The organism is Paenibacillus sonchi (assembly GCF_016772475.1).
Taxonomy (GTDB): Bacteria; Bacillota; Bacilli; order Paenibacillales; family Paenibacillaceae; genus Paenibacillus_AQ; species Paenibacillus_AQ sonchi.
In genome coordinates, this window is sequence record NZ_CP068595.1 from 1843251 (window position 1) to 1865605 (window position 22355).

At 48.3% G+C, this 22355-nt stretch carries 24 protein-coding genes, 1 tRNA gene and 1 pseudogene; 2 read left to right on the top strand and 24 right to left on the bottom strand.

Annotated elements, in window-relative coordinates; genetic code table 11:
* Position 1: 1 nt before the first annotated feature.
* The 13 genes and pseudogenes from rplI to JI735_RS37230 all read right to left on the bottom strand — a co-directional run.
* Positions 2–448 (bottom strand): 50S ribosomal protein L9, encoded by a 447-nt coding sequence (gene rplI / locus JI735_RS08500; RefSeq protein ID WP_039832196.1) that lies wholly within the window; start codon positions 446–448, stop codon positions 2–4.
* Positions 445–2451 (bottom strand): DHH family phosphoesterase, encoded by a 2007-nt coding sequence (locus JI735_RS08505; protein WP_039832197.1) that lies wholly within the window; start codon positions 2449–2451, stop codon positions 445–447. Before JI735_RS08505 ends, rplI begins: the two co-directional genes overlap by 4 nt.
* Before the next feature lie 11 nt (positions 2452–2462).
* Positions 2463–3380: a DUF2232 domain-containing protein gene (locus JI735_RS08510; RefSeq protein WP_020425707.1), complete on the bottom strand. Its 918-nt coding sequence runs from the start codon at positions 3378–3380 to the stop codon at positions 2463–2465.
* A 6-nt stretch (positions 3381–3386) separates the two neighbouring features.
* Entirely contained in the window at positions 3387–3689 is a 303-nt protein-coding gene (locus tag JI735_RS08515; protein ID WP_202677628.1) for a MazG-like family protein, read from the bottom strand.
* Between the two features lie 187 nt (positions 3690–3876).
* A complete protein-coding gene (locus JI735_RS08520) occupies positions 3877–4302 on the bottom strand; it encodes a CBS domain-containing protein (protein ID WP_039832199.1) in 426 nt (141 codons plus the stop codon).
* A 164-nt stretch (positions 4303–4466) separates the two neighbouring features.
* Positions 4467–5510, bottom strand: coding sequence for an LCP family protein (locus JI735_RS08525; protein WP_325175588.1), 1044 nt, complete (start codon positions 5508–5510; stop codon positions 4467–4469).
* A gap of 400 nt (positions 5511–5910) precedes the next feature.
* On the bottom strand, positions 5911–7626 hold the full coding sequence (opp4A, locus tag JI735_RS08530) for an oligopeptide ABC transporter substrate-binding protein (RefSeq protein WP_039832211.1): 1716 nt from the start codon (positions 7624–7626) through the stop codon (positions 5911–5913).
* Between the two features lie 180 nt (positions 7627–7806).
* Positions 7807–9804, bottom strand: a complete 1998-nt coding sequence (locus JI735_RS08535) for an endonuclease MutS2 (protein ID WP_039832200.1) — start codon at positions 9802–9804, stop codon at positions 7807–7809.
* 101 nt (positions 9805–9905) lie between these two features.
* Positions 9906–10076, bottom strand: coding sequence for a hypothetical protein (locus JI735_RS35470; protein WP_233185375.1), 171 nt, complete (start codon positions 10074–10076; stop codon positions 9906–9908).
* Between the two features lie 266 nt (positions 10077–10342).
* Positions 10343–10615, bottom strand: coding sequence for a 30S ribosomal protein S18 (rpsR, locus tag JI735_RS08540; protein WP_020425713.1), 273 nt, complete (start codon positions 10613–10615; stop codon positions 10343–10345).
* A 21-nt stretch (positions 10616–10636) separates the two neighbouring features.
* On the bottom strand, positions 10637–11137 hold the full coding sequence (ssb, locus tag JI735_RS08545; RefSeq protein ID WP_025706807.1) for a single-stranded DNA-binding protein: 501 nt from the start codon (positions 11135–11137) through the stop codon (positions 10637–10639).
* A 47-nt stretch (positions 11138–11184) separates the two neighbouring features.
* The gene (gene rpsF, locus JI735_RS08550) at positions 11185–11430 is read right to left on the bottom strand and encodes a 30S ribosomal protein S6 (RefSeq protein WP_325175589.1); all 246 of its coding nucleotides are present in this window, start codon (positions 11428–11430) and stop codon (positions 11185–11187) included.
* Positions 11405–11470: pseudogene (locus JI735_RS37230) on the bottom strand (30S ribosomal protein S6); the annotation flags it as partial. The pseudogene JI735_RS37230 and the gene rpsF, both read right to left, overlap by 26 nt.
* A 219-nt stretch (positions 11471–11689) precedes the next feature.
* Between JI735_RS37230 and JI735_RS08555 the strand changes: the two are divergent.
* Positions 11690–11887: a YjzC family protein gene (locus tag JI735_RS08555; protein ID WP_039832202.1), complete on the top strand. Its 198-nt coding sequence runs from the start codon at positions 11690–11692 to the stop codon at positions 11885–11887.
* Between the two features lie 371 nt (positions 11888–12258).
* Here the strand turns inward: JI735_RS08555 and JI735_RS08560 are convergent.
* From JI735_RS08560 to JI735_RS08575, 4 genes are all read right to left on the bottom strand, one after another.
* Positions 12259–12349 (bottom strand) — tRNA-Ser (locus JI735_RS08560).
* Between the two features lie 47 nt (positions 12350–12396).
* Positions 12397–12606: a DUF951 domain-containing protein gene (locus JI735_RS08565; RefSeq protein WP_039832203.1), complete on the bottom strand. Its 210-nt coding sequence runs from the start codon at positions 12604–12606 to the stop codon at positions 12397–12399.
* Positions 12606–13634, bottom strand: a complete 1029-nt coding sequence (locus tag JI735_RS08570) for a mechanosensitive ion channel domain-containing protein (protein WP_039832204.1) — start codon at positions 13632–13634, stop codon at positions 12606–12608. The genes JI735_RS08565 and JI735_RS08570 overlap by 1 nt, the downstream gene beginning before the upstream one ends.
* Positions 13627–13899: a putative Se/S carrier protein gene (locus tag JI735_RS08575; RefSeq protein WP_039832205.1), complete on the bottom strand. Its 273-nt coding sequence runs from the start codon at positions 13897–13899 to the stop codon at positions 13627–13629. Before JI735_RS08575 ends, JI735_RS08570 begins: the two co-directional genes overlap by 8 nt.
* 165 nt (positions 13900–14064) lie before the next feature.
* Here JI735_RS08575 and yyaC point away from each other — a divergent pair, with 165 nt between their 5' ends.
* Positions 14065–14673: a spore protease YyaC gene (yyaC, locus tag JI735_RS08580; protein WP_039832206.1), complete on the top strand. Its 609-nt coding sequence runs from the start codon at positions 14065–14067 to the stop codon at positions 14671–14673.
* On the opposite strand, the gene JI735_RS08585 is transcribed toward yyaC, so the two are convergent.
* The 7 genes from JI735_RS08585 to mnmG all read right to left on the bottom strand — a co-directional run bounded on the left by JI735_RS08585 (position 14645) and on the right by mnmG (position 22355).
* Positions 14645–15145, bottom strand: coding sequence for a DUF4446 family protein (locus tag JI735_RS08585; protein WP_039832207.1), 501 nt, complete (start codon positions 15143–15145; stop codon positions 14645–14647). The two genes, yyaC and JI735_RS08585, sit on opposite strands and share 29 nt — an antisense overlap.
* Positions 15146–15267: 122 nt before the next feature.
* Positions 15268–16431 (bottom strand): aminotransferase class V-fold PLP-dependent enzyme, encoded by a 1164-nt coding sequence (locus JI735_RS08590; RefSeq protein ID WP_039832208.1) that lies wholly within the window; start codon positions 16429–16431, stop codon positions 15268–15270.
* A 97-nt stretch (positions 16432–16528) separates the two neighbouring features.
* On the bottom strand, positions 16529–17371 hold the full coding sequence (locus tag JI735_RS08595) for a ParB/RepB/Spo0J family partition protein (RefSeq protein WP_020425723.1): 843 nt from the start codon (positions 17369–17371) through the stop codon (positions 16529–16531).
* Positions 17364–18125, bottom strand: coding sequence for a ParA family protein (locus JI735_RS08600; protein ID WP_020425724.1), 762 nt, complete (start codon positions 18123–18125; stop codon positions 17364–17366). The genes JI735_RS08595 and JI735_RS08600 overlap by 8 nt, the downstream gene beginning before the upstream one ends.
* Before the next feature lie 211 nt (positions 18126–18336).
* Entirely contained in the window at positions 18337–19152 is an 816-nt protein-coding gene (gene noc / locus JI735_RS08605) for a nucleoid occlusion protein (RefSeq protein WP_020425725.1), read from the bottom strand.
* Between the two features lie 590 nt (positions 19153–19742).
* Positions 19743–20465 (bottom strand): 16S rRNA (guanine(527)-N(7))-methyltransferase RsmG, encoded by a 723-nt coding sequence (gene rsmG, locus JI735_RS08610; RefSeq protein ID WP_039833110.1) that lies wholly within the window; start codon positions 20463–20465, stop codon positions 19743–19745.
* Positions 20466–20468: 3 nt separating this feature from the next.
* Positions 20469–22355, bottom strand: a complete 1887-nt coding sequence (mnmG, locus tag JI735_RS08615) for a tRNA uridine-5-carboxymethylaminomethyl(34) synthesis enzyme MnmG (protein ID WP_039833111.1) — start codon at positions 22353–22355, stop codon at positions 20469–20471.

Sequence of the window (22355 nt, forward strand, 5' to 3'; positions counted from 1 at the left end):
CTTACTCCTCCGTTACCTGAACCGTGAGGTTAGCCTTTACTTCAGTATGCAGCTTCACCGTTACCTGAAATGTGCCCACATGGCGGATTGGATCACTCAGTTCGATTTTGCGTTTGTCAATGGTGATGCCGTGGGCAGCTGCCAGAGCTTCACCGATCTGTTTGCTGGTAATGGCACCGAACAGCCGGCCGCCTTCGCCTGCTTTGGCCTTCAGCGTCAGCGTCAGTTCATCAAGCTTCTTCCCCAGCTGAACAGCTTCCTCTTTCTCCTGATCCTTGCGGCGCTTTTCTGCAGCCGCCTGATTCTCCAGCGTCTTTACGTTGCCTTCAGTAGCCGGGCGAACCAAACCCCGCGGCAGCAGGAAGTTGGATGCATAGCCCTCTGATACCTCTTTAACCTGCCCTTTTTTGCCTTGACCCTTAACATCTTTTATGAAAATGACCTTCATTCGAACAGCCCCTCTTTCGCTTCAATTTCGGCCAGCACTGCAAGCAGTCTGGCTTCTGCTTCCTTGCTTGTTCCTTCAAGCTGTACGGCAGCGTTGGACAAGTGGCCGCCGCCTCCCAGCTTTTCCATAACCACCTGCACGTTCATCCGCCCCAGCGACCGGGCGCTGATGCCAATAAGGCCGTCAGGCCGCTCGCTGATGACAAATGAAGCCACCACGTTCGTCATGCCCAGCAGTGTATCCGCCGTCTGGGCAATCAGCAGCTGCGGAATCTTCATCCCCGGCTCCGTCACAACCAGCGCTATATGATCATACACCATCCGGGCATGTTTGATAATTTCCGCTTTGGAAATATACTCTTGCAGATCCTCCTTCAGCATCCGCTGAATCAGAATCGTATCCGCCCCGACCCGGCGCAGAAACCCTGCGGCTTCAAAGGTTCTGGAGCCGGTGTGGAGCGCAAAATGCTTGGTGTCCACTGTAATTCCGGCGAGCAGCATCGTAGCTTCCAGCGGACTGAGCTTGATCTTGTCATGAATGTACTGCAGCAGCTCAGTTACCAGTTCGCAGGTAGACGAAGCATAAGGCTCCAGATAGACCAGCACAGCATCATTTATGAATTCCTCACCTCTGCGGTGATGGTCTACGACAACAATGCGGCTGGCATACTGCACCAGGCGCGGCTCCATTGTCATGGATGCCTTATGGGTATCCACCACGATCAGCAGGGTGTGCTCCGTCATGACCTGAAGAGCTTGTTCCGTAGAAATAAAGGACTTGTTCAGCCCCTCATCCCGGCGGATCTGCTCCATCATCCGGGTGATGGACGGATTCGGTGTCTCCATTACAATGTTAGCTTCCACATTGTACATCTGTGCCGCCTTCAGCAGACCGATCGAAGCCCCTACCGCATCGATATCAGGCGTCCGGTGGCCCATGATCAGCACCCGGTCGCTTTCCTGCATCAGATCGCGCAGGGCATGCGCAATCACACGGGCCCGCACCCTCGTGCGCTTCTCCGCTGCATTGCTCTTGCCGCCATAGAAGGACAGCCGCTGGCCTGCCTTCACGGCCGCCTGGTCTCCGCCCCGGCCGAGGGCCATATCCAGGCTTGACTGTGCCAGCGCCCCGAGCTCACTGGCAGACTCCGAACCATAGGCGAGTCCGATGGACAGCGTCATCGGTACCTTGAGATCTGCGGTCATTTCCCGCACCTCATCCAGAATCACGAACCGGCTTTTTTCGAGCGCCTGCAGGCTGCGGTGATTGAGCAGCATGAGATACCGCTCCGAAGACAGCCGGCGCAGGTACACTTCAAACTGCTTGCTCCACTCCGTAATCTCGCTGGCCACCTTGGCGATCAGGGACGTGCGCTGCTGATCATCCATGCCTTGGGCCGCTTCATCGAGATTATCCATCATCACAATGCCGATTGCGAGCCTTTCTTCCTCATAGCGTTCGCGCAGCACTACAAGCTCAGTAATATCATACAGATACAGCAGGCGCTCACTGGGGATGATTACCACCTGATAATGGCTTTCATCCACTGCTATTTCCTTCCGGATCTCCTTCAGTGCATTTTCTTTGGAAGCTTCCCGTTTGGCCGGTACATGTCCAGCCGCGGAAGGCATAACGTCAGGCAGCAGTTCCTCAATTTCTTCTCCAACCAAAGACTTCCGTGAGAAAATATCACCAGCGCTGCGGTTGTTCCATTCCACCTTACGGTCCTCACTGTACAGGATAATGCCCAGCGGAAGCATACTGACCGCTTCACCCTCAACCCGCTTAATTCGAAAGGATAGCCCATTGATATATTCCACCAGATTCCGCCGGAACGAGAGCTCTGCCTGCAGCATGGAGAAGCAGAGGGTCCCGGCCAGAAACAGACTGGCGACACCAATAACCCAGTTATAGAAACTGACTACTATAATTAGCAGCAGCAGCAGCATAAACGCCCATACGGTATGATAGCCGTGCCAGCGTCTTTGCAGAAATTTTGGCATGAGCTCTCACCCTATCGTTTCGATTTCGTCACAAGCTCGCGCAGCGGGAACGCCAGGTCGACTATACCGATAATCCACAGCCCCGGCATCAAAATTACGGGGATTGCCAGCAGGAGCGCCACAACCTTGCTCCATTTCCGCTCATAGACCAGGAAGAACAGGAACCCGATGGTCTGAATGATAAAAGCAATCCTTAGCAGCGGCAGCAGATTATCCGATATCATCGGCATGAATCCGCTGTCTGCTCCCCCAAACACGAGGCTGAGCACGACACCCAGCAGATAATACCAGATGAACGATCTCGGCAGTCTCCACTCACGGGCCGGCTTCATTCGCGGAACGGCATATTCCATGCTATTCAGAATCGGACGGACAATGGAGTGCGTGATCACAGCTATCATAAACGAGCTGATGATCAGTGTCATTGGAATGATCTGGACAGTCATATGGCTAATCGTACTTACGTCCTCCGAGGAGAGTTTCAATTCGGACATCAGCGGATTGCCGGCCCCCAGCTCCGATAGCGGTGAATTCACCATTTGCAGCACATCATTCACATAGGTGGTAAGGTCAAAATTGAACAATGCTGTCCCGAGCAGCAGCAGCAGCAGGAATTCGCCAAGGATGGTAATCATTCCGGCAAGCAGAGTGGACATCGCTGAAGAGCGTTTCTTATACCACCGTCCCATCACCAAGGCGGGGATTAAGAAATAGACCGCTATTAAGACATAGACGGGTGTGATCAGACCGACAATCAGCAATACAGGCAGGATATGAATAATAAACTGCTTTGTATTCAGAGTAGTGAACAATACTACTGCCGGTATAATCATAAATAGTGTAGTGATAATGAGCAGTGGGGTTGATAACGAGAGCAGCAACAGAAGATACGCTATGCTCCATGCCACCGATGTCCAGCGAAATTTCAACAGTATTCACCTCTTACGCATATGATCTTCTAATGCAGATATATCCTGGTACCATTCTTCCAGTTGATGCCCTTCCTGCCTGTGCTTTCTAAGCTTCTCAATCAGCAGATCGTCAAGCTCGCGATACGGGATGCCCAGTCTGCGTCCCAGAATGTAGGAGCTCATAATCAGGCTGGCCAGACTGTCTCCTACACGCGCGGTGCTGCCTTCCCAGAGCGCTTTAAATAACCGTGAGACTTGATCAATTACTTCAGTCTTCAACCATTCAATTACTTTGGCGCGTTTCGCCACATCCAGGTCCTTCGGCACATTGGGCACAGTCTCTCTACCTCCGGCAAAAAACATTATTCTCAATTATAGCATAAATATTTCCCAGCTACACGGGACGTCCACCGCCTGAAAATTCAAGGGCTGCGCTTTCAAAAAAGGCCCGCATTCCGTGACCGCCGGAAATACAGGCCTTGGTACATCTTACTCAACTGCCGGTAATAAAAGTTTATAACGATTCCTGCGACTGGCGGGAAACCACCTTCTCGCAATACTCAATAATCTGACTCCGGCGGACAATGCCGATAAACCGGTTCATGTCATCGACCACAGGCACAAAGTTCTGCACCTTGGCCAGATTAATCAGATCCTCCATATCCGCATCAATGGACACCGGCAGATTATTCATCCGCAGCGGAACATCCTTCAACAGATATTTTGAAGCATTTTCGAAAGTCACCGCTCCACCTGACTCCTTCATATACCACAGCAGATCGCCTTCCGTTACCGTTCCGGCATATTCTCCATTCCGGTTCAGAATCGGGACTGCCGTATAGCGGTGAAATTCCATCCGTTCGAGAGTCTGGCGCAGCGTTGAATCCAGGGTTACGCACGCGACCTCTTGTTTCGGAAGTAAAAAAAACGCAATATTCATCTCTTGATCCTCCTCAAAGAGTTCCGAAGGCATTATTATTCATCCGTACTTATACGTCTTAGCCAATTTATCCGTTCCAATCCATTATACCATGAGAACAGCAAGCAGCAGCCATTAAGATTGTATATGGCTGCTGCAGTTCCTGCTTATTCTTTTTTGGGGGATTACTGTGCTGCGGCTGTAGCCGCAGGCTCCAGCGCGTTTTGCGCTTTTCCCGGCTCGATTAATTGGTCTACCGGCGTGCTGGCGTTCATCCAATTGTCAATCATGGCCTTAGCTTCAGTGAGGTCCTCTTCATCTACAATATCATAATAAACTCCGCCGATACGTTCGCCCTCACCCATCACAGTGAAGCTGGAGATGTCCATATCCTTGCCGCCCATAAACTTTTTGGCCAGGCTGATAATCATCGATGGCTGAATGTCCGTCTTAAAGTTATCGCCCATAATGTCCAGCAGCTCCGGGATATTTCCAATTTGGCTGATGGACAGCATTTTGTTCGCAACGACATCAATGAAAACCTGCTGCCGTTTGGTGCGGTTGAAGTCGCTGTCCTCACGGTAACGGGTATAATTAAGCGCCTCTTCCCCATTATAGTTGGACTTGCCGCCTTTGATGGTGAATTTTTCATGATCCTTGCCTTTGTTCACAATATCTTTTTTGATCGGCAGCGGAACGCCGCCAATTGCATCCACCGCATCTTTCAAGCCTTGAAAATTAATGGTGGCATAATATTGAATATCGTGTCCGAGCAGGTTTTCCAGGGTGTCCTTGGCCATCTGCTGCCCGCCAAAAGCATAGGCATGCGTAATTTTATCCTTTTTATTGTCGCCATGGCCAATGATCTCGGTGTAAGTATCCCGCGGTATGGAGATGAGCAGAATCTTGTAATCCTCCGGACGAATAACCGCGTAGATCATAGTATCCGAACGGGCAGTCTCATTCCCGCGCTGGTCTGTCCCCAGCAGCATTAGAGAGAACGGGTCGCTTTTGTAAACAACCGGTTCGGGTTTGACCGTAGTAGTGCCGTCATTAACGAGAGGCTGGTAGGATTCCTGCTTCAGCTTATCCTCGACCCGATCCGACAGAAAAAGATCAAAGGCCAGTACGGCCAGCGGTTTTTGGAACAGGAAGCCGCCGCCAATGATTACCACCAGCGCAGCAATCAGGATGATATATCTTTTTTTCATTTTTTTGAATTTTTTCATGATTTTTGATTCCTTCTTTATGGTGGAATGTATATATGATTGCTCGCGATCTATTTTCAATGCTTGCCGGAAGGGTTCCAGACAGTCATGGTTGGGCTTTTCTTGGCTGGTATGGGTTGCCCCGATTCAGTGTTATGATTCCCCCCTTTCAGGAATTCGGGTCATTCTAATTGTAGAATAAACTTGGAAACACCCCTTTGACACATAAACAATATTTCTATTGTAATCACTTGGCGCCCAAAAAGAAACAACAAATAACGACAAGTTTAGTACTGGAGCTACTTGTATTCTATAAAGTATATGACGCACAAAACATGATTTTGATTCGTATTTTGCAAAAAAAACAGCAAAGCTGCAGTATCCGCCTGCACCAGGCGGCGGCTCCAGAGCTTCGCTGTTGTTAATTTTCTTCCTGTATCCACCATGTCTGCGGGTCAATAATGTTGCTCATCGAATTAACCTTCACGTTCTGGAGACGTTTGTTGACGGCCGTTATATTTATGCGCTCAGCAAAAAAGATCATCGGCACTTCGTCATTCACTAATTTTTGCCATTCGTAATAGACCTGCTTGCGGTGCTCTTTATCATAAGATTTGATTCCCACGCCTTCCCGGATCAATTCTTCATTGCGTTTTGAACTGAAGCGCGGATAATTCCACAGATCAATTTCCCTCCATAACCCGGACGGGTCCGGGTCGCTGGCCAGCCCCCATACTCCGTTGAAAAGCTCGACTGAGGGATCATCATTCTCTACAGCTTCATAAAAAGTATTAAGATCCTTAAGTTGCCCGCCATTTAACCGTACATCCAGTCCAACGTCACGCCAATTCTGCAGAATAGCGCGGGTCCGTGCTTCTGCCGTTGTGCTTCCCGTCATAGCATCATAATGAATAACAAATGGAGCGCCTTTCGGATCCTCCCGGAATCCGTCGCCATCCCTGTCCACGTATCCCGCTTCATTCAGCAGTGCCTTTGCCCTCTCCGGACTGTAGGGATAAGTATTGATTTCTGAATCGGGAATCTTCGCCCAGCTTGAGCTGGGGATCGGTGTTTCAATCAGACTGCCGAGACCGTAGGAATATTGATTAATGATCCCTTCACGATCCAGCGCATAATACATAGCCTGCCGCAGACGTTTATCCGCGAATTTCGGATTATCCATGACAATCTTCTGGGCCTCATGATCCCAAGATCCGAATTTAAATCCTATGTATTCATAAGATAGCTCTGGCGATTGCAGAATATTCACCTGGTCCAGCTGCTTCAGCGAGGCATATGCATCACGCGGGGCAGTAGCCATATCAATGACATTCTCATCGAGAAGATTCACGATTTCCTTATCATCGAACACCTTATACTTCACACCGTCCAAAAGCGGTTTTCCCTGATAGTAATCCTCAAAGGCCTTCATCTCCACCAGCTGTCCAGGCTGGATATTGGTCACCTCAAACGGGCCAATGCCGATGGGATGCTTTCTCACCGGATCACTGTCCGGCATATCCTTAACCGCGATCCCGCTGTACACCCTTTTGTTCATCGGGTACGGCCAAAGATTATCCAGCGCATTTACCCTTACGCTATTCATGGTTATTCTCAGGGTGTAGGGATCGATTACCTTAATACCGCTGATTTCCTTGGCTTTTCCCTTATGGTAGGCTTCGGCGCCTGAAATCATTTCTACACTATAATACCGTGACCCTGTATACTCTGGACTGGCAATGGTTTCTAGCGCGAATTTCCAATCCTCTACCGTTAATTCATCGCCATTGTGCCACCGGACGCCTGGCCTTATTCTGAACGTAAACACGGTATGATCGTCTGATTCCTGCCAGGAAGCGATGCCCGGAACCGTGGTTAAGTCATCTTTTACCCGAAACATAGCTTCTGTAATGAACTCCAGTACCTGGTAGTCATCCTCGCCTTCATAAAAAGCAGGTTCAAACAGCCCTTGAAACGGAGAGGAATATCCGTATGTAATCGTTCCTCCAGCTGCAGGCACCTCCGCCTCCTTATTCGAAAGAACTCCATAGGAAAGCCGCTCCGAGCCTATCCCGCTGCAAGCCGAAAGCATTAACGCCATCGCCAGCACCAGCCCGCAATATCTGCGCTTCATCATATTATTCTTCCCTTCCGCCATGTAAGCGTTATCCAAAAAAGTTTTCTTTATATTCTTAAAGTTTCATCGTCATAATATTTAAGACTACATTATTGAGAATATACAATTTTCGTCCTAAAGTGAAGCTTTTATAGAAAAAAGCCCGCCCTTACAGGCAGGCCTCAAGCTTTTTCGCAGCCATTATTTTTCTTCTTCCTCGTGGATAATGCTTAGTCCCTCCACATGTCTTTTCCGCATCAGCTTGCGCTTTTTCCGTGTTTCCTTGCTTTCGAAAATGATATCAAAATCGTATTCTTCAGGGTACAGCTCCTCCTTCGAGAGGTATGGCTTAAGGCGCTTATGGTTGAATCTCATTTTTTGCTTTTGGACCATGACACCTACCATTCCCATTGCATCCCTTGTCTCGTAGACAATCCCCATCCTGTCCAGCGGATTCACATACACAGCATCACCGATTTCAAAATCCTTTTTCGGCGCCTTGCCATCACCTTCTTCTTGGGCAGGCCTCTGTTCAGCTGCTGGAGCTTTGACCGGCCCTGCTGCTTCGGTTGGGTGCCGTTCTGTACGCTGCATCTCCTGCCTGGCTCTTTCACCGGGTCTGTGGTGTCCTGTACGGTTCAGGCTGTTCCAGCGACTTCTGTCCCCATCCATTTCGCGCTGCTGCTCTACAAGCTGCTGCGAGCGCCGGATAACGGTCTCCGGAATACCCAGCTTTTCGGCAATCTGAAGTGCATAGCTTTCGCCCGCTTCCCCAATTGTCAACCGGTACAACGGCTGCAGGGTGTCCTTGTCAAACTCCATCCGCGCATTTTGGAACCCGCTGGTAGAGGCTGCAAAAACCTTAAGCTCATTAAAATGGGTAGTCACTATGATATTTGCGCCTTTACGGTTCAATTCCTCAAGTATGGCAATGGATAGCGCAAAACCCTCTCCCGGGTCCGTACCCGCCGCCAGCTCATCGATCAGCAGCAGTACGCCCCTGCCCGCATCTCTAAGCATTCCCTCAATGCTCCTCATCTGTGCCGAAAAGGTGCTCAGGGACTGAGTCAGGCTCTGCCCGTCGCCGATTACACTGATTACATCCGTGAACACTGTAAAGTCGCTGCCTTCCTCTACAGGCACCAGCAGACCGGACTGCACCATCAAGGTTAATAGTCCCAGCGTCTTGAGCACAACGGTTTTGCCGCCTGTATTGGGGCCGGTGACTATTAGTGATTTGTATCCGTTGCCGAATTCCAGACTGATGGGAATCATTCCCTCCAGCTTGGGATGCCTGCCCCCATTCATTCTCAGATAGCCGCGGTCGTTCAGAGCCACACTTCTCGCCCCCATCGTCCGGGCGTATTTGGCTTTGGCAAAGATAAAATCGTAATTGCCCGTGATCTCAATATTCCGCCGCAGCGCCGCCTGTTCTTGCTCCAGCAGGCCGGTCAGCATGCTTAGAATCAGCATCTCCTCCCTGGCCTCTTCAGCAGCCAGCAATTCAAGCTCCCCTTGTAGCGAAGCGATCTCATAAGGCTCTACAAATACGGTTTGCCCGCTGGTAGACTGATCCAGCACCGCTCCCTTTACCTGCTTGTGATATTCCCGTTTCACTGGAATCACATACCGCCCGCCACGCATACTAACCAGATTTTCCTGCAGGATTCCCTGGTGTTTGGCCATTACAGCTTCAATCTTTCGCTGCAGCCGGTCTTTAGCCACAGCCAGCCGTTTCCGGACCCGTTCCAGCCCCTTGCTGGCGTGGTCGTCAATGGTCCCTAACCGGATGCAGCGTTCAATCTCCTCGCGCACCCCGCTCAGTTCCACCAGAGACGCCGCATAGGATGCAATTCGCGGAGCACTCTGCTCTTTGGCCTGCATGTATTTACGGAGCTGGCTGCAGCTTTGCAGAAACACCGAGACCGCCATAAAATCCTTCTCGCTGTACAAATACCCGGTTCCCAGCAGAGACATCAGCCACTCCATTCCCTCCAGAGAAGGAATCGGTACGCTTGCCCCTTTCTCCAGAAGCTCCTTTGCCTCAGCCGTTTCATCCAGCGCCCGGTGAACCGCTGGCAGATAGGTCATAGGCGCAAGTCCGCTCACCGCCTTCCTGCCCTCATAAGATACTGCATAACGTCCAAGATCCTGCTTCATTTCCTCGTATTGCAGTGTGATTTGGCTGTCTGTATTCATGGGTACCTTTCCTCCTTATACCCCGCCCGGCTCCCAGGACGGTTTTCTGTTCTGCCCCAACGCAAAAAGGGCAAAGACTGCCACTACGGCGGTCCTTGCCCTCATCTGCTGCTGCCATTCTCTTTGTGTTTCAGCCGGTTCCCGCTTAGGGGAAATTCAGCCTGAAAACAGAAAAAACCGTGCTGCAAGAGCACGGTTAAATTCACAAAGAGAACAACAGCCGTAAAGAGGCCATATGACGCTTCGCGTGTGTCCTTAACTAATTCATCCATCCTGCCGAAACTGGAATACATCCTGCCGGACATACTCAAACACAACCCGCTTTATGAATATAGCGGGCCCTGTACAGCTTACGGGTCAGACGATATGAAATTGCTTAGTTAAGAACGCTCACCAACATCAAAATTTCCCCTTTAGTTATAGGATACCTGTAATTTACTACATTCCGCTGTCTGCGTCAAATGTCTGATCTGCAAACTGCAGATTTTTTCTGAAAAGTAAAAAAGCAGCCGATTGATCGGCTGCTTCGTAAAACGTCCTATTCCGTTGTGTAAGGCAGCAGCGCGATTTGACGCGAGCGTTTTACAGCAATGGTCAGAGCGCGTTGGTATTTTGCACTTGTACCTGTTACACGACGCGGCAAGATCTTTCCGCGTTCGCTGATGAACTTCTTCAGAAGCTCAGTGTCTTTGTAATCAATGTGAGTGATCTTGTTCACAGTGAAGTAGCACACTTTTTTGCGCTTGTTGCGTCCACCACGACGTGCCGGTCTTTTGTCGTTTTCTCCGCCTTCTCTTTGTTTGAAAGCCATGTCAGTTCAGTCCTTTCCTAATTAAAATGGCAAATCATCGTCCGATATATCGATCGGTTTTCCATCGCCCGAAAAAGGATCTTGATTATTGTTGTTACGCGAGAAATTATTGTTATTTCCGCGTCCACTGTTACCGCCGCCACCATAAGATGGTTCTTCAGGTACATTCCCGCCACTTGGCGCATTGCCGCCTTCACGATTCTGCGAGGATTCCAGAAAACGGACATTATCGGCAATAACTTCAGTAACGTATACACGTTTGCCTTCGTTATTCTCGTAATTCCGTACTTGGATGCGGCCTTCCACCGCTGTCAGACGTCCTTTGCGCAAGTAATTGGCACAGGTCTCAGCCAGCTGTCTCCAGGTTACCACCGGGATGAAGTCCGCTTCGCGTTCACCGTTCTGGCCCGTAAAGTTGCGGTCTACGGCGAGCGTAAACTGCGTTACAGCAACACCAGCAGGAGTATAACGAAGTTCCGGGTCACGGGTCAACCGGCCGATCAGAATGATACGGTTCAACAATTCTGTCCCCTCCTTATAAGCGATTCGCTACAAAGCTTGTTCAGATCTTAGGCAACGTCGTTCGTAATGAGATAACGAATGACTTCGTCGGAAATCTTCATGATACGTTCCAATTCAGTAACTACTGCAGGTTCTGCAGTGAAGTTAACCAGAACATAAACGCCATCACGGAATTTCTTGATCTCATACGCAAGACGGCGTTTACCTTGCACTTCGTGCTTTCGTAATTTCTCCGCCGTTGGAGATGATGCCTTGGAATTTTTCGACTGCTGCTTGAACGGCTTCTTGTTCAATGTCAGGACGAATAATGTACATGACTTCATATTTGCGCATAATTTTCACCTCCTTATGGTCTGCGGCCCCTGATCACGTCAGGAGCAAGGAACGAGCACAAACATAGACTCGCACCAAAGTAATATACCAAATTGTCCAGAAGAGTGCAAGTAGTATTTATGAAGAAGGCTTCACGGGCACTTTTTGGTTACATGAAGAGCGTGCCGCACGCACACAATAACACAGCAATACTCACTTTTGTTAAGGAGGAATGGTTCAATGGGCGAGCAAACCGAATACGAAAAAGGCGACAAAGCCCCTAATCCGGGCATCTATACGGAGGTAGGCGAAGCACGCAGCTTTCACACCCAAATTCAGAACCCCAAACGAATTGAAATGAAGAAGGGTGATACCTTTCCCGAAACCACTAACAAAAACCGCAAGTGGAAAAAAGCTGAAAAGGCGCGGGTTCATTAATTTTTTTCGCTGCATGTATAAAAAAAGCACCATGGCACATACTATTCCCAGGCAGTACAAAAGAGAGGTGTGGTTCCGTTGGACGTCGTAGACGAACACAATCACAAGGATTCTGAATCAGCATCTATTGTAAGTCGGGGAGAGTAAAGGCTGCCCCTTAAAAAAGGGTTAAGCCTGGCAAAACCTGCATCACTTTAGCGGCTATAGACAGATAAAATCCGAACATCATTGATGTACTGCCTCTCAAGGGGGACCCGAAAAGGTCCCTCTTTTGTTTTTTTTAAATTTGACATTGTATAATTTTCTAGACAATAAAAAAATCCTCCGTTATTTCAACGAAGGATCCATAAGTGAATGTATGTAGAACTGAATGGCGGAGAGGGTGGGATTCGAACCCACGCACGCTGTGACACGCCTAACTGATTTCGAGTCAGCCCCCTTGGGCCTCTTGGGTACCTCTCCGCAGCAAGATTTATTGTACCATGCCAGTTTTACTTTTGCAAGTTTAATTATTCGTGGTTTTCACCCTCGGCGGAACGCAGCACTTTTTTCATATTTTTCTCGAACTTAGCCCGGGGAATGAGCACACTGTGATGACAGCCGGTACATTTAATCCGGATATCCATCCCCATCCGGATGATCTCCATTTCATTAGTGCCGCAAGGATGCGGCTTTTTCATGAGAACAATATCGCCAAGCCCAAAAATCTTCCGTTCCATTACTTCTCCCCCTTTTCACCCTCATGCGTGGCGGCAACCTGTCTGTCAGGTCTGACCCCCGATGATTCGCGCCCGCTCTGCGGCGCCTCCAAGGCCTCCATTTCCCTCGCAGCCCTTTCAGCCTGTTCCGCTTGTTCACGCGCCTCCTGCTCAGCCTTAGCCGCCTCCAGCGCCGTCTGTTTCTCCAATGCCCGCTTGATATCGCTCTGAATTTGCCGCTCTGCTGCATCCCTGGCATTCGGAAGACAATTGGCCGCTACACGAATCACATATTCCGAGGTGCTCATCGACTGAATCCCCAGAATATTCGGATAGGCTATGACATTTGAGTTCCGCTCTTCTATCCCCTTTAGCGCTTCTCCGATCAGAGCGAGCGTAGCCTCCAGCCCCCGTTCGATCTTTACGGGAACATCTACAACTGCGAGCGCATTGGCCAGCGAATAATTTGTTACGTTGATAATGGTGCCATTGGGGATAATATGCACCTCACCGGTGCTGCTGAGCAGCCTCGTCGTTCTGAGGCCAATCATTTCTACCGTCCCTTTGTAGGTCCCGGTCTGAATCACATCGCCAACTGCGAACTGATCCTCAAAGATAATAAAAAAGCCTGTAATGACATCTTTGACCAAACTCTGCGCGCCAAACCCGATGGCAAGTCCGACGACACCGGCTCCGGCTAATAATGGTCCCAAATCGAAATGGAACTCAGAAAGAACCAGCATGATCATTACAAAATTGCAAATGAACGTAACCACATTTTTCAGCAGCCCGCCAACGGTTGAGAATCTGCGGCTATCTCCCAATAGTCTTCCGCGGCTCTCCTTTTCCATTGAACGGTCAATCACCTTGTATACGACTTTTATAATGATCCGGGTCAAAATAAAGATTAAAAGAATACGCAGTCCTGCAAATAGTACATCCGCCCACATTTCAGCATCTGTTACCCAGTTCCATACCCTATCCTTGAACCGCACCGCTTCTTTTACCGCATCACCGGCAGTCAATGTCTCAAGCATCCACCTATTCATCTAACCCCTCCTTTTCCCCAATTAATGCGTACCCGCCTTCTTCCACCTCTCTAAATATTCCGCGGATTTCAACATGCTGCTCTGCTACAATCTTCCGGACCTCTCCCAGGGCTCCGCGAAAGAATTGGATCGACATTGCACACCCTGCCGTAATCTCCTTCGGAGTAGGAAAAATATCAATTTCGATCTCTGCATATTCAAGCAGCATCTCTGCGCGCAGCGCCTGCTGGGTCGAGTCAAAAGCAATCAGGAGTTCCTCATCCATATGCAAGTCTCCTTCTGGGTTTATCGTCCTATCTCTTTTCCGCGAAGTATAAAAAACATTTTTCATCCATATACTAGGAACATTAGCAGGCTATCAAGCTGATAGGTCAATTGCTAACCTTGCTGGTATTTTTACATCTGCTCCGCCTAGAAAGGAAGATCATATATGAATTCTTCTTCGAAAGCTGTCCCTTTGCCGGAACCGTCTTGCTTAAAAATATCACATGCTGATCCCAATATCTATTCCGCCATTACGCACCGGCTGCTGTTTCATTTTTCCCGCACCAATGCGGACACACCCATCATTATCGTCTGTGTGGGGACAGACCGTTCAACAGGCGATTCGCTCGGGCCCCTTGTCGGGACTGCACTGGCCCGCTTCCACAGCCCCCTATTTCATTTATACGGGACATTAGACGAGCCTGTGCACGCTGTGAATTTAGAAGAAACCCTTACCCTTATTCACGAAAAACACAATAATCCATTCATCATCGGCATCGATGCCTGCCTGGGCCATTCCGCCAGTGTCGGCTGCATTCAGGTAGTTGATGGTCCGCTGAGGCCCGGAGCCGGGGTGAATAAGCAGCTTCCCCCTGTCGGAGATATTCATCTCACCGGAATTGTAAATGTCGGCGGGTTTATGGAGTACTTCGTCCTGCAGAATACAAGGTTAAGTCTGGTCATGCGATTGTCGGATATCATTGCTTCCAGTCTCTATTCCGCCTTGAAACAATGGAATCTCCATGCTAGTTCTGCTGCGACGCGAGAGCGATAACTTCTTTTTCCTCAGGTGACAGCGGGTACTGCGATTCCCCGCCCTCCAGCGGTTTAGAGTAGATATACGAATTTTCGCGGTTATGCAGACTGGTCAAGACTACACCGCTGCGGTTGTCGTCAATGATAGCAAGCGAGAAGCTCAGGTCATTCCCCCGCTCTCCAAAAGCATTGTACCGTTTCAACGCAACCTTTGACTTCATGCCGCGGAGTTTGACCTGTGCTGCCTCGATTATTGTTTTTTGCTCGCGTTGAACTTCTTCCAGCATATCCCCCTGATTTTTGAGATCGATCAATAAACTCTCCAGATCTTCAATTCCATTGCCGTTCATCATAGCTTCATATTTCCGCCGCATTTTGCGGATCTTCGCTCCCTGTATCATCAATACAATTGCCAGCACGACGATGATCAGCGCAAAACCCATGATAAACATTGACAGCTGCTCACTAATAATTTCATTTAACTCCGACATGGTTGAACCATCCTTCTGTATAGATATAAGAACCCACCTGTTTGACGCACTATATCATCCATCTTCTATTTGATAAAGCTTTGCTTTTCTTAACAAAGGACAGTCCAGTTTTCCACTGCATCTCATCTTACACTTGTGCGGCCGTACATTTCCAGCATGGCAGCTACCATCCGGTCAACATCCTCTTCTGTCGAAGTAACGCCCACACTTGCTCTCACGGCTCCACTTTCTAATGTATATGCGGCTTTATGGGCTAGCGGAGTACAATGCATGCCTGCCCGCACCGCAATATTATATTTACGGTCCAGACGGTGGGCGATATCAGCCGAATCCTGCCCCTCAACCACGAAGGATACGATCCCGCTCCGCTCTGAACCCATTTTAGGCCCAAGCAGCCGGATTCCAGGAATAACGGACAGTCCTTCCATCAATTTCTGAGTTAACTCCCACTCTTGGCGGTGAATATTTTCCGGTCCGAGCGACATTATTTTGGTCACACCCGCCAGCAGTCCCGCTATGCCCACCCCGTTTTGGGTCCCAGCCTCATAACGGTCAGGACGGACAGTGGGCTGTCCGCTATTTTCCGACTGGCTCCCGGTTCCTCCCTGCATCAGCGGGGTTAAATCCAGATCAGGCGCGATGTACAGTCCTCCTGTCCCCTGCGGGCCCAGCAGACCTTTATGCCCAGGAAAAGCAAGCAAATCTATATTCATTTTTTTCACATCAATGGTTAAAGAACCGGCGCTTTGAGCTGCGTCCACCAGAAACAAGGCACCCTTAGCTTGGGCAATATCACCGATCTCCCCAATTGGCAGAATACTCCCCAGCAGATTTGAGCTATGATTGCATATCATCATTTTGGTGTTAGCTCTAAAGGTCCTCTGCAGTTCAAGCAAGTCCACCTGTCCTTCAGGGTCCACCTGCACATAATCAATAGAAATGCCCAACGTCTGGCGTAAAAATTCTAAAGGCCTGCGCACGGAGTTATGTTCCGTCATTGTAGTAATAACGTGATCCCCTGGTTGAAGTGTACCCTGTATAGCCATATTTAGCCCCATTGTGGTGTTTTGGGTAAAGGCAATATCCTGGGCATTGGAGACAGAAAAAAGTTCAGCGAGTTTATTCCGCGCTCTCACCATCACCCGTCCTGCCCCAATCGCCAGCGAATGATTTCCACGTCCGGCATTTGCACCGGAGTTTTGCAACGCATCCATCATGGCCGCGGCAACTTCAGGCGGTTTCGGCCATGATGTTGCCGCATGATCTAAATAAACGAGCTCCTCCATCTCCTCACCCTTACCTTATAATTTTAAAAAAACATATCCCTCCATATCCGTTTTAAGGGATATCTCAGGATATGTTTTTCAGACAAAGATATCCATATCAATTACCCAATAACTCCAACAGCCTTTCCAGGTCTTGGGCACTGTAATAGTTCAATTCAATTTTCCCTTTTTCCTTGCCCTGTTTTATTTTCACTGTCGTCTTAAATCTCTCGCGCAATTGTTCTTCCACATTATCAATGTATGGATCGCGTTTCACAACTTTCGCTTTAATCGCTCCGGCCGGTTTGCGGTCAAGGTTCTTCACAACCTCTTCCAGCTCTCTAACACTCCATTGTTGTTCCACGCATTGCTCTGCCAGTTGTTTAACCGTTTCAGGATCTTTCAGTGCTACAATTGCTCTAGCATGCCCCATAGAAATTGTTCCACGTGAAACATATTCCTTCACTTCTTCTGGTAAGGACAGCAGACGTAAAAAGTTAGCAATATGCGATCTGGATTTTCCCACCTTTAGTGAAAGCTCTTCCTGGGTAAGCGCAAATTGATCCATCAGCCCTTGATAAGCTACTGCAATTTCCATCGCATTAAGATTTTCACGCTGCAGGTTCTCAATAAGTGCGATTTCCATAACCTGCTGATCGCTGAGACTTCGTACAACAGCAGGAATTGTTGCTTTTCCACAATACTGCGATGCCCTGAATCTGCGTTCACCGGCGATAATTTCATAACCCTTTAGAACACTCCGGACGATGATCGGCTGGATCACCCCATGTTGTCTTATCGATTCAGCCAACTCTTGGATCGCGTCCTCATTGAAATCCTTGCGCGGTTGATAGGGGTTCGCCCGCAACTGTCCTAAAGGTATCTCCACAACCTTATCATCTTCGTTGATTGACAAGGATGGTATTAATGCATCTAGACCTTTCCCTAAACGCTTACTCATAAGAGATCACTTCCTTTGCCAACTCTAGGTACACTTCCGCTCCTTTGGAGCGATTGTCATACGTAATTATCGATTGTCCATGTGATGGAGCTTCACTTAATCTCACATTACGAGGAATAATCGTTCTATAGACCTTCTCCTGAAAATACTTTTTCACTTCTTCGATAACTTGAATCCCCAGATTCGTTCTGGCATCCAGCATCGTCAATAGAACTCCCTCTATCTTCAGATGAGGATTGAGATTCTTCTGAACCAGACGCACAGTATTCAATAGTTGACTTAGACCCTCCAGAGCGTAATACTCACATTGAATTGGAATAATTACGGAATCTGCGGCTGTAAGTGAATTAATGGTAAGAATGCCCAATGAAGGTGGACAATCGATAATAATATAATCATAATTCGACTTGACCGCATTCAATGCTTTCTTTAGCTTCAGCTCTCTGGAAATGGTGGACACCAATTCAATCTCTGCACCTGCCAATTGAATCGTTGCCGGAATAATATGAAGTCCTTCGATTTGGGTCTCCAAAATCGTTTCCTGTGGATTTGCTTCATTAATAAGAATATCATAAATGCAATTTGCTACATCCGCTTTGTTGATGCCAACGCCGCTAGTAGTGTTTCCTTGTGGATCGATATCAACCAGAAGCACTCTTTTTCCTAAGGTAGCCATTCCGGCACCCAGGTTGACAGAGGTCGTTGTTTTACCGACACCACCTTTTTGATTTGCTATGGCAATAATCTTGGACACTAATTTCACCTCGAATTGTTAGAAAGAATCATCTTGTAGGTCATGAGTTGTAACGGCGCAATCGCCTGTTGAATTGTGGCATCAATTTACGAGAAATATAGGCAAATTTACAGGGTTAGCTTCATGTTTGATCTTTTGGCAAGAGGCGCCGGTTCAGGTCACAGAAAAGGCGGCCAATCACCTCAGGGCCGCCTTCAGCTTTTTAAACCATTTATCTCTTTGGAATTTGAATAACAATCTCGTAATGGTCGCCGCGGTCATTTTCAGAGGTTTTAATCTCCATTCCCGAACCAGTAACCATATCAATGGATTGGCGAATTGTATTAAGAGCGAGACGAACATCCTTCGTGTAGGAAACCCGTTTTGACTTTTTAGTCTTTGAAACTTCTTTATAAAAGGCAATGCGGGCTTCTGTTTGTTTCACATTCAGCCCTTTGGCAATGATTTCACCCAGCACCTTCAGTTGCATTTCTACACTGTCCAGCGACAGCAGTGAACGCGCATGGCGTTCCGTGATTTGTCTTTCCATCAATGCTGTTTTCACTTGTTCAGGGAGCTGCAGCAAGCGAATTTTGTTGGCAATCGTTGATTGGCTTTTGCCAAGCCGCTGTGCCAGGCTTTCTTGAGTCAACTGATGAAGATCGATTAATTTTTGATAAGCGATAGCCTCTTCGATTGAGGTCAAACCCTCACGCTGCAAATTTTCGATTAGAGCAATAGAAGCAGCCTGGGAATCATTGAACTCACGAACAATGGCCGGGATTGTTTCCATGCCCAGCTTTTTAACTGCCCGCCAGCGGCGTTCCCCGGCAATAATCTCATACAGGGAATCACGCACGCGAACAACTATTGGCTGAATAACCCCATGAGTTTTGATAGTCTGACATAACTCGTCTATCTTTTCGTCATCAAAAATCGTCCGTGGCTGATATGGACTGCTGATGACCTCATGAACCGGGATCTGTTTGACCTCTTCTCCGCTGCTCCGCTCGGTAAATCCAAAAAGCTTGGTGAATTGTTCTTTCATTCCGTTCATAACCACCTAATTTCGTTATAGTACGATCTTCTTGACCTTGCCTAGCGAAAAGCTTATCGTACAGCAAGTAGAAACGGCTATGCCGTCCTCAAAAGGAGCATATGCTTCCGAAGCAGCGATACCCGTATCGCCTTCAGGTATGTTGGAGATTCTCCAGCGCTTCAATCACCTTCACATGAAAAGTCTTACTATATTATTCTATCACTTTTTAGTCCATAATCCTATTCTCCAAAGAGACCTATTTTTCCTGCATTTTCTGTTGTTTACATTCCAACTATATAAATTGAACTTGTGATTTTTCTATTTGGGATGGATCGTGACTCCAGAGAATGTTTGGACTTCCGGCCGCTGTTGTCTACAGATTTCTTGAATGTATATCGCTGTTCGCGGTTGAAATCCGTAGACAAAGGCGGACGCTACCGCTCCTACAGTTCCAAACTTCTCCTCCGCCACTTTCCCCTAATTGTAATATTTTCAAGTTCAATTTATATAGGAGGAAAAACAAAAAAACAAGCCCCCAAGGATGGGAAGCTTGATTTTGTAGACACCAGATATGAATGGTAAATGTTTCACGTGAAACATCAGATCAGTGGAGCTTTGGCAGGCGTTCCTGCTTTGCGCGGATATTTTGCCGGTGTAGCCCCTGTTTTACGGATGAAAACAATATGCCTTGCCGACTCTTCAATAGGAAGTGTGAATGACTCCACCTTCTGTAATTCGGCACGCAACTCTTTGAAGCTGCGCTTAGCCTCTGTTAACTCCTCCGACGAATCATTGCCCTTCATCGCCGCAAACAAGCCATCTTTACGTGTGAACGGAAGACAAAATTCATTCAGCAGCGACAGGCGTGCAACTGCACGCGCTGTAACCAAGTCATAAGCATCGCGGTGAATGAACTGGCGTGCAACATCCTCTGCCCTGCCATGGATTAACTGCACATTCTTTAATTGCAGCGTGTCACATACATGCTGTAAAAAAGAAATACGTTTGCTGAGAGAATCCACGATCGTTAGCTTTAAATGCGGAAAACAGATTTTTAAGGGAATTCCGGGAAATCCGGCACCGGAGCCGATATCTGCCAGTGTGTTGACCTCCCCCATATTCATGAAGAACGTCAGGGAAAGTGAATCGTAAAAATGTTTCATGTACACCTGCTCGCGTTCGGTTATGCCTGTCAGATTCATTTTTTCATTCCATGAAACAAGCTCTGAAAAGTATAGCTCGAACTGCTCCAGCTGCTTTGGTGATAATGTGATTTCTTGTGCTTGCAATAAAGCGGTAAACTGCACTGCAGTGTTATCCATAGATTATCCTTTCGCTGCCGTTACACGGTTATAGTGCTCCAAATGCACAAGAAGAATGGAAATATCCGCCGGTGTTACACCGGCAATCCGCGATGCCTGGCCAATTGATATAGGCGCGATTTTGGTCAGTTTTTGCCGTGCTTCCATTGCCAATCCGTGAATCTCGTTATAGTTGATATCATCTGGAATCTTCTTTTTTTCCATCTTCTGCAGCTTCTCAACATGCTGAAGCTGTTTTTCGATGTAACCAGCATATTTAATCTGGATCTCCACTTGTTCCTTCATCTCCTCATCAAGTCCTTCAGGAGAAGGAGAAACAAGGTCAACAAAGCTATAGGCAACTTCCGGACGCCGCATTAGGGTCAGTAAGTTGCTTCCATCCACAATAGGTGCAGATTCATATTCGGCAAGTGCGGCATTAACCTCCACAGGTTTAACTTTTGTTTCCTGGAGACGTATGATTTCACGCTCTACCCGTTCTTTTTTATCCAGGAAAGCTTCATAACGCTTTTCGGGAATCAGACCGATTTCATAACCAATAGGTGTCAAGCGCAGATCCGCATTGTCATGGCGAAGCAGTAAGCGGTATTCCGCACGTGAAGTCAGCAGACGATATGGCTCATTGGTTCCTTTGGTAACCAGATCATCAATCAGTACGCCAATGTACCCTTGCGAGCGGTCAAGCACAACAGGCTCCTTCTCCTGAACCTTGCGTGCCGCATTAATCCCGGCGATTATCCCTTGTCCTGCCGCTTCCTCATAACCGGAGGTACCGTTGATCTGTCCAGCCGTGAACAGCCCGGGCAGACGTTTGGTTTCCAGTGAAGGCCAGAGCTGGGTTGGAACCATTGCATCATATTCAATAGCATAACCATTGCGCATCATTTCAACCTTTTCCATTCCCGGAATAGAGCGTAGGATGGCTAATTGAACATCTTCCGGAAGACTGGTGGACAACCCTTGGACGTAATATTCCGCAGTGTTTTTTCCTTCCGGCTCCAGGAATATCTGATGCTGTGATTTATCGCTGAAACGGACCACCTTATCTTCAATAGAAGGACAATACCTTGGACCTGTTCCTTCAATAATACCTGTGAACATCGGAGCCCGGTGCAGGTTATCATTTATAATCTGATGGGTAACCTCGGAAGTATAAGTCAGCCAGCAGGGAAGCTGTTCATTATCGGATGATTTGGTTTCAAAAGAAAAGAACTTCGGTTTCTCGTCCCCCGGCTGAATCTCGGTCTTGGAGAAATCAATGGTATCCTTATGCACCCGTGGCGGTGTGCCTGTCTTAAAACGTACAAGGTCAAAACCAAGCTCACGCAGATTCTCGGAAAGTCTCACCGAAGGCTGCTGATTATTTGGGCCGCTCTCATAAGTCAGCTCACCCATGATTACTTTGCCGCGCAAATAGGTTCCTGTTGTCAGGATAACCGTTTTACTGTGGTACACTGTACCTGTCTTCGTAATTACACCCGCACATCTGCCATTCTCTACAATCAGCTCTTCCACCATTCCCTGACGAAGGGTCAGATTCGGTGTGTTCTCCATCGTTTCCTTCATCGCATGCTGATACAGGAATTTGTCAGCTTGTGCACGCAATGCATGTACAGCAGGGCCTTTGCCCGTATTGAGCATCCGCAGCTGAATAAAGGTTTTATCAATATTGCGGCCCATTTCGCCGCCCAATGCATCAATTTCGCGCACTACATGCCCTTTGGCAGGACCGCCAATGGACGGATTGCAAGGCATGAAGGCCACCATATCCAGGTTAATTGTAATCATCAGCGTACGGCAGCCCATTCGTGCTGCGGCAAGGGCTGCCTCGCAGCCGGCATGGCCTGCGCCAATGACCACTACGTCATAGCTGCCTCCATCATAACTCAT